At 41.3% G+C, this 14790-nt stretch carries 10 protein-coding genes and 2 tRNA genes; 7 read left to right on the top strand and 5 right to left on the bottom strand.

The features are described from left to right. Nucleotides 1-4: 4 nt before the first annotated feature. Together P0108_RS02040 and P0108_RS02035 are read right to left on the bottom strand one after the other, a co-directional pair. Nucleotides 5-1387, bottom strand: coding sequence for an aggregation-promoting factor C-terminal-like domain-containing protein (locus P0108_RS02040; protein ID WP_033888540.1), 1383 nt, complete (start codon nucleotides 1385-1387; stop codon nucleotides 5-7). A 448-nt stretch (nucleotides 1388-1835) separates the two neighbouring features. Continuing rightward, nucleotides 1836-1912 (bottom strand) — tRNA-Thr (locus P0108_RS02035). A 164-nt stretch (nucleotides 1913-2076) separates the two neighbouring features. Here P0108_RS02035 and P0108_RS02030 point away from each other — a divergent pair. Then, on the top strand, nucleotides 2077-3918 hold the full coding sequence (locus P0108_RS02030; RefSeq protein ID WP_076002522.1) for a serine/threonine-protein kinase: 1842 nt from the start codon (nucleotides 2077-2079) through the stop codon (nucleotides 3916-3918). Nucleotides 3919-4050: 132 nt separating this feature from the next. Then, entirely contained in the window at nucleotides 4051-5022 is a 972-nt protein-coding gene (locus P0108_RS02025; RefSeq protein ID WP_102703295.1) for a DsbA family protein, read from the top strand. 95 nt (nucleotides 5023-5117) lie between these two features. Here the strand turns inward: P0108_RS02025 and P0108_RS02020 are convergent, their stop codons facing one another. Next, nucleotides 5118-6077 (bottom strand): DsbA family protein, encoded by a 960-nt coding sequence (locus P0108_RS02020; RefSeq protein WP_012913711.1) that lies wholly within the window; start codon nucleotides 6075-6077, stop codon nucleotides 5118-5120. A gap of 240 nt (nucleotides 6078-6317) precedes the next feature. Here P0108_RS02020 and P0108_RS02015 point away from each other — a divergent pair, with 240 nt between their 5' ends. Further along, nucleotides 6318-7445 (top strand): ABC transporter ATP-binding protein, encoded by a 1128-nt coding sequence (locus P0108_RS02015; RefSeq protein ID WP_004110155.1) that lies wholly within the window; start codon nucleotides 6318-6320, stop codon nucleotides 7443-7445. A 249-nt stretch (nucleotides 7446-7694) separates the two neighbouring features. Further along, nucleotides 7695-9110 (top strand): DUF4032 domain-containing protein, encoded by a 1416-nt coding sequence (locus tag P0108_RS02010; protein ID WP_004110152.1) that lies wholly within the window; start codon nucleotides 7695-7697, stop codon nucleotides 9108-9110. Between the two features lie 151 nt (nucleotides 9111-9261). On the opposite strand, the gene P0108_RS02005 is transcribed toward P0108_RS02010, so the two are convergent. Together P0108_RS02005 and P0108_RS02000 are read right to left on the bottom strand one after the other, a co-directional pair. Beyond that, a tRNA-Lys gene (locus P0108_RS02005) sits at nucleotides 9262-9334 on the bottom strand. Between the two features lie 71 nt (nucleotides 9335-9405). Next, nucleotides 9406-9666, bottom strand: a complete 261-nt coding sequence (locus P0108_RS02000) for a glutaredoxin domain-containing protein (RefSeq protein WP_004110149.1) — start codon at nucleotides 9664-9666, stop codon at nucleotides 9406-9408. A 188-nt stretch (nucleotides 9667-9854) separates the two neighbouring features. On the opposite strand from P0108_RS02000, the gene ftsY reads away from it, so the two are divergent. The 3 genes from ftsY (at nucleotide 9855) to P0108_RS01985 (ending at nucleotide 14758) form a co-directional block, all read left to right on the top strand. Then, nucleotides 9855-11036 carry a signal recognition particle-docking protein FtsY gene (gene ftsY, locus P0108_RS01995; protein WP_102155559.1) on the top strand — a complete coding sequence of 394 codons (1182 nt, stop codon included), beginning with the start codon at nucleotides 9855-9857 and terminating at the stop codon, nucleotides 11034-11036. 162 nt (nucleotides 11037-11198) lie between these two features. Beyond that, complete coding sequence (locus P0108_RS01990; protein ID WP_012913714.1) at nucleotides 11199-12977, top strand: ammonium transporter; 1779 nt, start codon at nucleotides 11199-11201, stop codon at nucleotides 12975-12977. 419 nt (nucleotides 12978-13396) lie between these two features. After that, the gene (locus tag P0108_RS01985; RefSeq protein ID WP_102155557.1) at nucleotides 13397-14758 is read left to right on the top strand and encodes an MATE family efflux transporter; all 1362 of its coding nucleotides are present in this window, start codon (nucleotides 13397-13399) and stop codon (nucleotides 14756-14758) included. Nucleotides 14759-14790: the final 32 nt, after the last annotated feature.

Below are 14790 nucleotides of genomic sequence, written 5' to 3'. Positions count from 1 at the left end.
CCTTTTAATACCAGCCAATTTCGCGCGAATGCTTTACTGCTCCACTAGGTGTTTTATATTTGCTCTTAATGTAACTTAGACCCCAGCTAATTTGTATTGCGGCATCTTCATGCCAATTAGCTCCTGCACTGCTCATTTTATTTCCAGGAAGAGCTTGAGGAATGCCATAAGCGTGTGAGCTAGGATTTTCTGCGTTCCATCTCCATCCAGATTCCCTATTCCATAACCATAAAAGATCTTCCCATTCTTTACCGGTCCAACCCATTTGCGCAGCTGCGCCCTGAGCGAATAGTTTAGCTTGTTCTGGAGTAGCATGTACAAGGCTATCGGGATTAGAGCTTGGAGCGGGTGCAGGTGGATTAGCTGCAGGTGCGGGAGCTGCAGATGCGGTTTGTTGTTGAGTTTGCTGTTGGCTGTTTTTCTTCTCCTGTTTTGCAGGCTGCTCAGTATTCTGCTTTTTGTGTTGAGCGTTTGTTTGTTGTTTGGATTGTTTTGACTTTTGCGTATTTGTATTATTTTTGTGAATTGGTGCAGGAGCAGCCTTACCTACAGCAATAACTTGATTAACTGCAGGCTTTACCAAATTTTGCGAAACTAAAGTTGCGCTTTCTGCTTTGCCATCTACGTATGTAACGTTATAAACATCTTCGCGCTCACCATTCACGCCAACTTGTTGTACAACGCGAGAATTCGCTGGAAGTTTAGGATCTACTACAGTTTGTGTGGCAAAAGGTAATGAAACTGTACGACTTTCTTTGCCATGAGTAACTCGAGAAACACGTAAAACAGTATTTCCATCATCTTCTTCTACGCTTACGCGATCTTCCTTGCCGAGCACTATACCTTGAGAATCAAGAATTGCGCTCGCAGGTAAGTCTCCATTTTGCACAATGCGTGTTTTCCTGTCAGCGATAACGCTAATTGGACCTTTTTTATTAATTGATAAGCCGCAAGTGAGTTTATCGTAAATATTTTGCAAATTTACTGTAATTCGTGAAGCGTTCTTAGCATTAGCTTTAAAAAAGCCGATTAATTGATCGACACTAGTTGCAACAGTCCAGAACGGTATAGTTACTCCATCTACAGTGATAGAAGTTTGATAAGCACTGCGAACTGTTACAGTAGAATGATTTGTGAGAATATCTCCAGAAGAAGAAATAATTTGATCGTGAGTTTTTACTGGCACGTGTTGTTCTTCCAATAAACGTATTGGATTTGTTGAATAAGTGCTTACAATATGCGTTTTTCCATTTATAATCATTGCAACAGATTTTTTAGCTGTAAATATAAACAAGCTTGTTGCTGTGAGTGATATAGATAAAACGCAGGCGATTATTCTTGCACGACGCATCACTATTAATCGTCTAGGCGTCCATCGACGTGCCATACAATCACTCCCTTTGCAATAATGCTAACTTCTCTATTATACCTTCAGTATTGCATTCAAAATTGAGTGCAAAACAAAATAAAAGTGGGGGCGGGAGAGAAGGGGATATTCCCGCCCCCTATGAGGTGGAGCTGGTTGGGGGACGCTCCACTCTCACCTCGGAAACCCTGAGTTGGGGGAAGGTTCCCGAGTTCTTACTCGCGAAAAGTTTTGTTATAAAGATAATCATGCGCACAGATATAGATTTGTTATTTTCATAATACGCCATAATCTGGCACTGTATATGAAAAATAAAAATCTTTTCTATTTTTGAATAGTTAATTAGCCACTATCCCCTCTGCTTTAATCATTTCACGTCATTATATGTGATACGAAAGATAACAAAACTATAGTTCTGGAATATGTGAATGGAAAATAAGAAATACTCGCGAAACGAGTGGAATAAAAATGGAGCCTCCTGCCGGGATCGAACCGGCGACCTGCCGCTTACAAGGCGGCCGCTCTGGCCATCTGAGCTAAGGAGGCGAAGTTTCTCGTTAGCATGACGAATCATGCTAAGTAGAACAATTGATTAGTGTACCATATGCCACGTCATTACAAAATTACGGCGATGTTGAATATAGAAACGGCGTGTTTTTTGTTGTTTATATTTGCGTATTTGGCAATATAAGGCATTAACATAATGCAGTATGGAAGATACAAGCATGTTCGATTTGCAACCAGGGACTAATGTAGGCGGATACACGCTTATTTCTAGGCTTGGCGGCGGCGCAATGGGGTCAGTTTGGCGCGTTAATGACGATGGCGGCAATCAATATGCTATGAAAATATTACGTGCGTCTGTTCATGCAAAACAGAGTGAAGATGAAGATTCTGAGCAGGAACGCGCTCGAATACGTTTAAAACGTGAAGCTTTGGCTTTGCAGAGGATTCATCATCCAGGTGTTTGCGCGATAGTGGATATGGAATTAGATGCTTCAATCGCTTTTATTGTGACAGAGTTGATTGAAGGACATAATTTGCGCGAAGACGTGGATGAGAATGGACCTTATATTGCAGATGATTTGGAGCGTCTTGCGCATAAGCTTATTGAAGCTGTTAAAGCAGTTCATGAAGCCGGTATTGTTCATCGCGATATTAAACCAACTAATGTAATGATTTCTGCTACTGGACCTGTATTGGTAGATTTTGGGATTGCGATGGGCGAAGGTGAAAGCCATGTTACTCGCACGGGATTAGTGATGGGCACTCCTGGTTTTATTGCTCCAGAAATTATTGAAGGCGGAGATTCAGATGAACTTACAGATTGGTGGTCTGTTGCTGCTGTGCTTGCATTTGCGGCTACCGGTAAGCCTGTTTTTGGCACAAAGCCTATGATGGCGGTTTTGGAGCGTGCTGCCTCAGGCAATGCAGATTTAACTGGGTTACCTCCTAGAACAATGGCTGCTTTTCGTAAGGCTTTGAATCCGATTCGAGAGCAGCGTTGCATGCCATCTGATTTAGAAAATGCAATTAGTCAAGATGCTATGGATCCTTTAGCCTGGCCGGAGGCGAACCGCCCTTTTGACCGTAATGCCACTAACATAACTATGCGTAAAATGTGGTGTGAAACAAGTCGTGAAACAAAAGAAAAAACTGCTATACTAACAAATTCTCGTACCTGCGATGCAGCTGGTACAGCTGGCATAACAAATCTTAATTCTGATGGAGAAATGCCAACCGTAACTGTTCGTTCTACTACTGTTATGCCACATTCATTAGATAATAGTGAAGACGATAAAACATTTTGTGTGGATGAAAAAACACGAATTAATACGTTAAACGATGTAGATTTTCAGAATATACAGGACGACAATTCAAACAATTCACGCATTGCACAATCTTCAAAACTTATTCGTTCTTCTGATAACACTTTTGATAATGGCAATATTGAAAATGAAGCAGGTGATTCTCTACACGTTAAAAGTGATGAAGTGTCTTCTGTTGATCCTGCTCTTAATAAACATGATTATGCGCGTAGAGGAACATGGATACTGCTGATTTGTATAATTCTTCATTTAGCCATTGCTTGCTTAAGCATTCTCGATTCTATTGGTTTTGCGATGGTTTTTATGTGGATTAGTGCAACATCCGGCTACAGTATTTCATCAAGCTTGCGAAGATGGCAACTTAACGATGGAATAATTCCTCGCCATGATTCTGTAGTGCTTATTGCAACTTTACCGTGGCATATTATTCGAGGATTTGTTTACATGCTTCCACGAGTTATAGCTATTGTTGTTTCTGGAGGTATTGGAGCTGTTATATATCCATTTTTCTGCGGTAATAATCCTGAATTACTTTCTATAGATGTTGGATCCTTGCGTATTCTTTTACCAACTTACTCACCTAATATTTTTTCAAGTACTGCAGTTGGATATGCTCTAGGATTTATTGTTGCATGGGTTATTTTTGCTGCAGTTAAGTGGACTACAAAATTCCGTTTAGGATTAGGTGCGTTATTTTATTCTGGAAAATCATTTGAAAAATAAAAATAGTATGATACGTAATGTGTATTTTCCGTTGATGCCATCTACTAAACTGTGATGAAGTTATTATTTCATTAGCAAGAATGCTGCTAGGAACGAGTCTTAGTGTGCGAAATAAATGGTTGAAGGATAACAATGCCTAAAATTCAGATGCGTGATAATAAGCAGGGAGATTCATCTGCTACTCGCCTACAAAGAACTATAGAAAATCGCGAACGTGCAGCGCGTGAGGCGCGTGAGCGTCGTCAGCAAGCAATTATCGGCGCTATTGTAGTAATTATTGTTGCGGCTATGTTGGCTGCTGTAGGCATTACTGCGTATCAGGCAGCTTACGTTCAGCCTCAGAAAAAAATAGAGCAATCTGCAAAATCTAATCATAATTTGGATAATATTGATCCAAGTATTCGTCCAAGCGGTGTTAATTCTAAGAATGGCATTCTTTTTAGCAAGGATGGGTACGGCAAGCAAGCTGCTGGTGCTCCTACAGTTGCCACTTATTTTGATCCTTTGTGCCCTGGTTGCGGATCCTTTAATCGTACTGTTGATGAAACTTTAATTAAAATGGTTGAAGCAGGTCAAATTAACCTAGAACTTCACCCAATGTCATTCTTGGATGGACTTTCTACTGACCATTACTCGACTCGTGTTTCTAGTGCTATTGCTTATATCGCTTCATATGATAACAATCCAAAGCATTTGCTTCAGTTTATCAATGGCATTTTTAACGAAAAATTCCAGCCGGAAGAAAGCGAGGGATATAAGCCTGTAAGCAATAAAGAGTTGATTAAACTGGCTAAGAAATCTGGAATTCCAAACGAAATTGCAAGTAAAGCTTTTAACCGCCAATATTTGAAGTGGCAGCTGCTAGTTAATAAATACACTCCTGATCGTAAGGAATTGTGGAATGTCAGCGGTCCAAATAAAGGATCTATGACAACGCCGACTGTAACTATTAACGATAAATTGCTTGATATGAATGCCATTAATGAGAAAAAAATGAAGGTGCTTGATGCTCTGCTTCATTGCATCGGCCTGGATAAAAAACAAGTTGGAGTTGCAGGTCAGATGCCTAAAGTGTCTGACACTAGTTCCCCTATTGCATTGTAAATAAGCTAAATTATAGAAATCTAAATTATTAAATAAAAACGGACGTTAAGTGTATTCTTAACGTCCGTTTTAGTATAGAGATTACTTAATTTTATTTATAAATCAAGCGGCTTACTCTTATACGTAACTTTCGGCATATGACCAGATTTGCCAACATGTTTTTTATCGATTCCCAAAGACTTTAATATAGCTTCCAAAGGATCCATTTGCTTTTCAGAAGCTGCATTGAGATCTACTAGCTTACCGTTAATTGTTACTGTTGGAGTTGTCATAGCGCCTTTATTAGAGCCAGAAACATTCCATAAAGCTTTTTCTTCTGGAGTATTCTCATTAATAACTTCTTGCCACTTAACATAGTGTAAGTTAAATGCTTCATTCGCAATCTTATCTGCAACTCCAGCATCTTCAGCTAAATCAATAAGAGCTTTATTTGGTGTTGCTTGGTATCCGTCGCCTTCTTCCGGCTGGAATCTTTCGCTAAAAATACTATTGATGAACTTAAGCAAATGCTTTGGATCGTTGTCGTGCGAAGCGATATAGGCAATACCGCCTGAGACGCGATAAGAATATTGATCTGAGCTAAAACGATTTAAGAATGACATTGGGTGAAGTTCTAGGTTAATTTGACCTGCTTCAACCATTTTAATTAAAGTTTCATCAACAGTACGATTAAAGGATCCGCAACCAGGGCACAAAGGATCAAAATAAGTGGCAACTGTAGGAGCACCAGCAGCTTGCTTGCCGTACCCATCCTTGCTAAGAAGAATTCCGCCTTGTAAATTAGATGCTGGTGGGATGTCAGAAGAAGGCAATTTTTTAATCTCTTTGGTTATTTGGGAGTCTGCTGTATCCTCAGTTTGTGTATCTGGCTTATTGGTTGTTGGATTTTCAATTTTTACTTGTGGTTTATTGATTGAATTGTAATAAGTCATAAACCCAGCTCCTGCAGCGAATGCAAGAATAATTAGTGCTATTACGATGCCAATTAAGCTTTTACTATAAGGGGTATTTGATTTTTGCATTTCATTATTTGTTGTTTCTTGTTGTTGATCCATAGTTATTCTCCTTTTGTGCACCTTACTCGACACGCCGAGTTTATGCAAAATACTGATTTTTTACTGTTTTTCTAAGATAAACATGATATATTAAGGCATGGCTCAACGAAGAGAACCTTCAATGGACCAGGTAAGTAAACTGTGGACGATTGATACCCGCCGATGTAGGAATTGGGGTCATGAGTGCACACCCTTCACTACGGATCGTTCGGCACGTACCTGCCGATGAAAGGACATATCATGGCAGAAGTTGTATTTGATCATGTGACTCGTATATACCCGGGCAACGATAAGCCTTCGGTTGATGACTTGAACATGACTATTAAAGATGGTGAGTTCCTCGTACTCGTTGGTCCATCTGGTTGCGGTAAGTCAACTACTTTGCGTATGTTGGCAGGTCTTGAAGAGGTTAACAAAGGACGTATCCTCATCGGTGGTCAGGATGTTACTACAATGCAGCCAAAGGATCGCGATATTGCAATGGTCTTCCAGAATTATGCACTGTATCCGCATATGACAGTTGCTGATAACATGGGCTTTGCTTTGAAGATTGCTGGTGTTCCTAAGGAAGAAATCCGCAAGCGTGTTGAAAAAGCTGCAGAAGTGTTGGATTTGACAGAGTATTTGGATCGTAAGCCGAAGGCTTTGTCTGGTGGTCAGCGTCAGCGTGTTGCTATGGGTCGCGCAATTGTTCGTGAACCAAAAGTCTTCCTCATGGATGAGCCTCTTTCCAACCTCGACGCTAAGCTCCGCGTTCAGACTCGTACTCAGATTGCTGCTTTGCAGCGTCAGCTTGGTGTTACTACTCTGTACGTTACCCACGATCAGACCGAAGCTTTGACCATGGGCGATCGCATTGCAGTGATTAAGCTTGGCGTATTGCAGCAGGTTGGAGCTCCTACTGAGCTTTATGACCGCCCTGCAAATGTATTCGTTGCAGGCTTCATTGGTTCACCATCTATGAATATCAATCAGCATCCAGTTGTAAACGGTCGAGCTCAGATTGGTGAGGATTCTATACTTCTTCCAGCTGAGGCTGTTGACAAGCTCACTGCAGAAGATAACGGACAGATTATTGTTGGCTTCCGTCCAGAAGATGCAAGCTTGGCAACATCCGATGATCCAAATGCGTTCTCCTTGAAGGTAATGAACGTGGAAGATCTCGGTTCTGATGGCTATATCTATGGCAATATCATCACCGATGGTTCTCCTGAGGAAGCATCTACTATGATGTCTGATCAAAATAAGCTCACGACTATTCGCGTGAACCCACGTGCTCTTCCAAAGGTTGGCGACACCGTGAAGATCAAGATTGATCCATCTAAGATGCATCTGTTCGCACCTTCTACGGAGTTGCGTTTGAACTAAAACGTTGGTTTGCCTGCTTATATAAGCTAATGGGCAAACTTTTGGTATAAGGTATAGAGCGGGGTTCGCAATATGACGCGAACCCCGTTTTTGGCACAAAAAAGCAGCATAATAAGTGTACAATAATACATCATTACAATGCATCGCTTATTATATATAGTTGTTATCAATAATTCGTCGGTGGTTGAGCTGTGTTTATCTGGAATGCAGTGATATCGTTGGCATGAGCTTGATTGGTAAATAAACTTTATGGAATGGAATGACGCTCCTCAATTAGACCCGCGTGCTGTGCAAGCAACTTCGGTATCTGCACAGGACGAGAATGCGTCTTCTCAAGAGCCGCAGGCACTGAAGATTACTGCGGCTAGTTCAAATCCAAAAATGTTTACACTGCCTTGGGAATTACCACTTTCTCAATGGCCTGCTGATTTATTCGTGAATTTGCCGCGTGGTATTTCTCGCCACGTTGTGCGATTTGTTCACGTTGGCGATGAAGTGTATGCAATGAAGGAAATTACTCGTCAAGTTGCAGAACGTGAGTATGAGCTTTTGCGTAGGCTTCGTAAACTTGAGTTGCCTACAGTTACTCCTATAGCTGTTGTTGCAGGACGCCATGACGCTAATGGTGAAAAGCTTGAGGCAATGTTAGTTACGAAACATTTGAAGTTCTCACTACCATATCGTGCATTATTTGCTCGTACGTTGCGTCCGGATACTGCAGAGCGCCTTATCGATGCGCTTGCTGTTCTTATGGTGCGCTTGCATCTTTCTGGCTTCTATTGGGGCGATGTATCGCTTTCCAACGTGCTGTTTTTGCGAGATGCAGATGCTTTTTCTGCATTCCTAGTTGACGCAGAAACTGGTGATTTGCATGGAAGTTTAACAGAAGGTCAACGAGAATACGATATCGATTTAGCTCGGACCAACATTATTGGTGAGCTTATGGATTTGAGCTCCGGTCAGCTTTTACCGACAGAAGTAGATGAAATCAGTATAGGCAATCGTCTAGTAGATCGCTATCATTCGCTTTGGAGTACGCTTACTGACGTTGATAAGTTCAGTCCTGATGAGATGTGGCGAATTGAACGTCGTGTTAATCGTCTAAATGAGCTTGGTTTCGATGTTGATGAGTTGGAGATGAAGACTTCAGAAGATGGTCGAAGGGTTTTGGTTCGACCTCGAGTTGTGGATGCTGGCTATGCTTCCCGCAAGCTTCTTCGTCTTACTGGATTGGATGTTCAAGAGAATCAGGCTCGAAGGCTGCTAAACGATTTGGATGCATATCGCACTTCTACATGGCGTCAAGGTGAAGAGCTGGAAATCGTCGCAACTGATTGGATGCGTGAAATTTTCGAGCCAACAGTTCGTATGATACCTCCTGAATTCCGTTCGCAAATTGAACCAGCTCAGTTCTTCCATGAAGTGTTGGATCATCGTTGGTTTATGGCAGAAAAAGTTGGCCATGACGTTGCTATGCAAGATGCTGTGACAAGCTATATTAAAAATGTGCTTCCTCAGTACAAAATGGATAAGCATGTTCTTGCTGCTATTAATGCAGATGCTGATTCTGGCGTTGTGGATGATGAATACACGTATTCTTCTCCAGCACCTGTAGGTCACGATATAGATGAAGATGATCAAGATGCTAGTGTTTGGGCAAGTTGAGTATTGTGTTATATAAGTAATTAGCTAATTCTCAATAAGTACGGCATTGATTGCCGTCTTTGATTTTAAGTGAATTTTTCGTCGGGGAGCTTCAACTCCCCGTTTTTTTATTGCAGTTTACTCGCTTACCCTAAATTTGGGTATAAAAAAGTGCCCCCTGTGGGACTCGAACCCACAACCCAAGACTTAAAAGGACTCTGCTCTGCCAATTGAGCTAAAGGGGCAACAAATGCTAAGTATACTACATTCAATCGACGAAGTGAATATCGTGTTAACTTATGCGTGTTACATATATTTATTGCAGTATTCCGAGTGACTCAAGTTTTGCTTTTATTTGTGTTGCTGATGGCTCAACCATAAAAGTATTATCTGCAAAAGTAACAACTGGAATATGCTTTTGATTGCTAATTTCAATCGCTTTTTCTTCAGCACCCTCTTCTGTTTCAATATCGTGCCAAACGAATGCCACACCATACTGGATTAGCGCAGCTTTCGCACGTTTGCAATCTCCACACCAATCTGCACCGTATACATTTACGGTAGGCTGATCTGACATAAAATCCTCCTCAATGATTTTGTGAATTCAAATTTTGCGTAATAAATAGCTCGTGCTATTTATTACTACTTTTACTAGTGTAATAGATGCAGGTGTACCTAAGCATATTGACGTTGAAGTGTAACAAAGATGAGAAAAAATAGTGAAATATATTGCTAGTGTCCCTTGACTTTCATAGTCTTGATGTCATGAATATGGTTATGGATATGAACATGCTAATTTGGTTTGCGGCTGCGGCTGTTGTTATTGTCATCTTATTAGTAACAGTTGCAGTGATTTTGCGCATTCACAGCAATAGTCATGGACCAGTAATTCCTGAAAGCGTTGATAGTGCAATCGATACAAGCAAAACTAAAGCGCGTGGAACAAAAAAATCTGAAAAACAGATAGAAAGTAACGTCGCTGTTGTACCTAATGAAGAAGTAAAGTCTGAATTATTGCCAGAAAGTACTTCTTCGCGTATTAAACGTCTTCGCGAACGTTTGGCTCATAGTGCAAATCCATTTGGTCGTGCATTGTTTAATATCATAAGCAAGGACCATCTTTCGGAAGAAGATTGGGAAGATGTAGAAGATACTCTTCTTATGGCCGATGTTGGTTCTCGAGCTAGTGAAGAATTAGTAGAAGATCTACGCAAAGATGCACGCATTGCTGGTACCTCTAATTCAGAAGATGTGCATTCAGCATTGCGTACAAAACTATTGAAAATAGTAGATGAAGACGCTGATCGACGCTTAAATGTAGATAAATCAAATGCGCATCATCCTAGCGTTATTATGATGGTCGGCGTTAATGGCACCGGTAAAACCACTACTGCTGGTAAATTAGCGCGATTGTTTATTGCCAAAAAACGTTCAGTAATGTTTGCTGCAGCAGATACTTTTCGTGCGGCTGCAGCTGATCAACTTGAAACTTGGGCGTCTGCAGTAAGCGTGCCAGTTGTTCGTGCAAATAAAGATGGTGCTGATCCTGCTTCTGTTGCTTTTATTGCTGCGAATAAGGCAAAAGAAGAGCAAACTGATTTATTGATTGTAGATACTGCTGGTCGTTTGCAGAATAAAGCAAATTTAATGGAAGAGCTTGGCAAAATTCGTAGGGTTATAGAAAAAACTATGCCTGTTGATGAAGTATTGCTGGTATTGGATGCTACTACTGGTCAAAATGGCATGTCTCAAGCAAAAGTATTTGCTGAAGCTATTGGCATTACGGGCGTAGTCCTTACTAAGCTTGATGGTTCCGCTAAAGGTGGAATTGTTATAGCTGTACAGCGTGAACTTGGTGTACCGGTTAAGCTAGTAGGTCTTGGCGAAGGACCAGATGATTTAGTGCCGTTTGATGCTCAAAGCTTCGTAGACGGTTTGCTCGCTTAATGCTGAGCATTGATGTAGTTGCATGAGTGGTAGTTTTTAATGTTCCACTAAAGTCTTTATGAGTTTTGGCTATAAGAGTTTCTCGGTACAATAGTTATATAAAGTAATACTTAAGCTGCAATGATGTTATTGTTGCGCTGTTTCAAATAATTGAGGTGAAAAATGACCACAATGGATCCGCAATGGGCATTGTTGGCTGGCGCGTTGGTGTTTATTATTACGCCGGGTATTGCCCTGTTCTATGGAGGCCGTGAACGCGCTACTTCCATGGTGAATATGATGATGCTTTCAGCTGGCGCTATTGCTGTAACCACACTGGTTTGGACGCTGTGGGGATGGTCGTTAGCTTTTGCTGGCAAAGATATGGCTGGTGGTGTTATAGGTGATCCATTGAGTGGTTTGCTATTCCGTGATTCGATGGTGGCAGATCATGGTGTGTTTACGTCTATGGACGCAAATTCCGGATTATCTGGCGGCATTCCTGCAGCTTTTCGTTTAGCATGTGCTGTTGTTGCAGTAGCGCTTATTACTGGAGCTCTAGCCGGTCGAGTGCGTTACGCTATTTGGCTTATTTTCGTAGCTGTGTGGATTACTTTAGTATTCGCTCCATTAGCACATATGGTGTGCGGTGGTGGATTGCTTTCGCCTAATGGTGCTATTTCACAGGCGTTAGGTATTTCAGTGCATGACTTCGCGGGTGGCTCTATATTGCATATTGCTGCGGCTGTTTCGGCTTTTGCAATTGTTATGATTATTGGCGGACATGCTCACTTCCCTCTTAAGCGTTTTGTTTTGCATATTAAGAATGTTGCGCATACGAGTGGCAATGCTAATTCTGGAGCTACTAATTCGCGTAATCCTAAAAGTCGTTTATCGCGCGCATTGTGGGCTGATGTTGAGCATGCTAAAAATGCTGCTAGTGAGACTGTTGTCTCTCCAGTTGCTACAGTGACTGAGGTTGCTGCTGAATCCACTGCAACGCAGTCGGCCGTTGAAAATGGTGTTGCTGCTCGCCATCCGCATAATGTTCCTTTCGTTATGCTTGGCGTTTTCTTGATTTGGTTCGGTTGGCTTGGGTTAATGATTGGTTCTTCTGCAGGCGTTCCTGGAGTTGCAGGTTATGCTTGGGTGAGTTCCACAATAACTGCTTCTGCTTCAATGCTTGCCTGGGGTGTGACTGAACGTTTACACTCTGGATGCTTTACTGCTTTGGGAGCTGCGTCTGGTGTTATGGCTGGATTGGCTGCAAGTGCTGCAGCCGCGGATGTTATTGCTCCATTGTGGGCTTTAGTTTTGGGTGTTCTTTCTGGTGTTATTACTTCTCTAGTGACTCACTCTCGTACTTTTGTGCGCTACGATGGTGCCTTGCATGTAGTTAGCGTGAATGGTGTTGCTGCGCTTATTGGTGTGCTTGCAGTAGGCTTATTTGCTGATGGTTCTGGATTACTTGCTGTTGGTGATTGGCATCAGTTAGTTGCACAACTGTGCTTAATTGGGATTACGGTGCTTTATGCAGGTGCTGTAACTGCAGTATTAGCTTTTGTTCTTGAAAAGCTTTTTGGATGGCGTATTTCGGAAGCTAAGGAACGTAAGGGCGTTGATTTGGTTGATCAAGGAGAGCGTGCTTACGATTTTTCTTCTATTGCACAAAGTCATGATGGCGCTGTAGTTGCTGTTGCAGATGATGATGCAAATAAAACTCAAATGGCTGTTCTTACTTCTGTTGATATTGATATGGGTGAAAACGAGGTTGAACAATCTGATTTTATGGTTAATCAATCTGAGGCAAATCCTGAGCAAGGCGATTCTGAGGTTGATTCTAAATCTGAAGTTGAGCAAAAAGAGTCTTCTTCTGAAGAAGAGTTTGAAACTGTAAAAAAAGATGAATCATCGCAAAAGAATAAAAAAACAGAAAAACGAAATAATAGTGCTAAAGAATAGACGCATGTGCGTAAGCGTTATGATTTAGCAGCAAGTTCGAATTATGTTGGTATAAACCGCATGTCTTATCTAAGATATGCGGTTTTGCTATTTTTGCTAATTTAAAATCAAGTTTTCAATTAATAAGTTATTTTTAGTGAATAAGTTATTCATATGACACGCACGAATTGCTTGATGTGGATAAAAAAGATAAGTTATCCACATTTTAGGCGTGTCTACGTGGATATCACACAAATTTATCCACATAGTGGGGATAACATTGTGGATATCCTGCGGATAACTTTTTAAAATAATATTTTTATTTGCGATTTACGCATATTTGTGTTACTTCACTCGCAATTGCTTTTGCATAAAATTTGTTAGCATATTGCAATTTTCTTTTATGCAAGCGTGACAAAGTAGCAGTAGAATGAAGCATTATGACAAATCAAAAGTTGGACAACCAGAACAAAAAAGACGTACTGCGCAATATTTGGCTACTAGCTGTACCGACTTTTGGACAGCTCATATCTGAGCCGGCATTTGTACTCATTGACACTGCTATTATTGGTCATATTGGCAAAAGTGCTCTAGCGGGTCTTTCTATTGGATCAACGGTACTTCTTACTACTACAGGTCTTTGCTTATTTTTGGCTTACAACACAACTTCACAGGTTGCGCGTCTTTTAGGCGCAGGTAAGCGTCAAGAAGGTTTTAGCATTGGAATGGATGGATTGTGGCTTGCATTATTGCTTGGCATAATTCTTACAGTCATACTTATTTTTGCCGCTGAACCGTTATGCTACGCAATAGGCGCGCGTGGCTCTACGTTGCAAAATGCTATTGTGTACACACAAATGGTTATGCCTGGATTGCCTGCGATGCTACTCGTATATGCAGCAAATGGCATATTTCGCGGTCTTTGCAACGTGCGCATAACATTATTTGCTGCTGTAAGTGGAGCTGTTCTAAATACTATTCTCGATATAATCGCAGTATTTGGTCTCAACATGGGAATTGCTGGTTCTGGTATTGCAACAATGATTGCGCAATGGTATATGGGACTTGTTCTCACTATTCCTGCAATTATTTGGGCTACTCAAAGTGGTGCGCGTCTCAAACCACATTTCCAGCATATTCTACATTCTGCTGGAACTGGTATGCCTTTGTTTGTTCGTACACTTGCATTGCGCGTGTGCATGGTAGCTACGGTTGTTACTGCGACCCATCTCGGCACCAATACTCTCGCTGCGTATCAGGTTGCTAATTCCTGTTGGAATTTTGTTATGAATATTTTGGATGCAATTGGTATTGCTGCGCAGACTATTGTTGCTGCAGCGCTAGGTGCAGGCTGTCGTAAGCGCGCAGGAATGATTACGCGTATTTGTGCTCAAGTGGGAGCTGTAAGCAGCGTAGGAGTCGGTTTATTCATGATTTTCGTGGGTTGGAGTTGCGCGCCACTATTTAGTCAGCATACAGATATTCAGTTTTTAATTTCTGTAGGCATGACAATATTAGGATTGTTCTTGCCTCTTGCTGGATGGATGTGGGCACTAGATGGCGTATTAATTGGCGCAGGTGATCACCGTTACTTAGCAAAAGCTTGCTCAGTAATGGCTGCTGTGTATTTAACATTTTTGGCGCTCACAAGCGTTTTTGATGTCGTCGTCGATGCTAATGACGTGGTAAGAACTATTACTTTATGGGTTGTTTTAAATGCTGTTTATATTGGGGGGCGTGCAATAGGCAATAGTTTGCGCATAAGAAATGATACGTGGATGGATTCTGCGCTAAAAATGTAAATAAAGTTTTGTGTTAATGCATTTACGTTTTT

Source organism: Gardnerella sp. c10Ua_244 (assembly GCF_055818055.1).
This window is presented reverse-complemented; position numbering and strand designations above follow the sequence as displayed.

What these genes read in the sequence shown, in the direction of transcription:
- P0108_RS02000 (WP_004110149.1), bottom strand. Translation starts at nt 9,666, where the DNA reads ATGTCAGATCAGCCTACCGTAAATGTATACGGTGCAGATTGGTGTGGA.
- ftsY (WP_102155559.1), top strand. Translation starts at nt 9,855, where the DNA reads ATGAATATGGTTATGGATATGAACATGCTAATTTGGTTTGCGGCTGCG.
- P0108_RS02030 (WP_076002522.1), top strand. Translation starts at nt 2,077, where the DNA reads ATGGAAGATACAAGCATGTTCGATTTGCAACCAGGGACTAATGTAGGC.
- P0108_RS01990 (WP_012913714.1), top strand. Translation starts at nt 11,199, where the DNA reads ATGACCACAATGGATCCGCAATGGGCATTGTTGGCTGGCGCGTTGGTG.
- P0108_RS01985 (WP_102155557.1), top strand. Translation starts at nt 13,397, where the DNA reads ATGACAAATCAAAAGTTGGACAACCAGAACAAAAAAGACGTACTGCGC.
- P0108_RS02015 (WP_004110155.1), top strand. Translation starts at nt 6,318, where the DNA reads ATGGCAGAAGTTGTATTTGATCATGTGACTCGTATATACCCGGGCAAC.
- P0108_RS02040 (WP_033888540.1), bottom strand. Translation starts at nt 1,387, where the DNA reads ATGGCACGTCGATGGACGCCTAGACGATTAATAGTGATGCGTCGTGCA.
- P0108_RS02025 (WP_102703295.1), top strand. Translation starts at nt 4,051, where the DNA reads ATGCCTAAAATTCAGATGCGTGATAATAAGCAGGGAGATTCATCTGCT.
- P0108_RS02010 (WP_004110152.1), top strand. Translation starts at nt 7,695, where the DNA reads ATGGAATGGAATGACGCTCCTCAATTAGACCCGCGTGCTGTGCAAGCA.
- P0108_RS02020 (WP_012913711.1), bottom strand. Translation starts at nt 6,077, where the DNA reads ATGGATCAACAACAAGAAACAACAAATAATGAAATGCAAAAATCAAAT.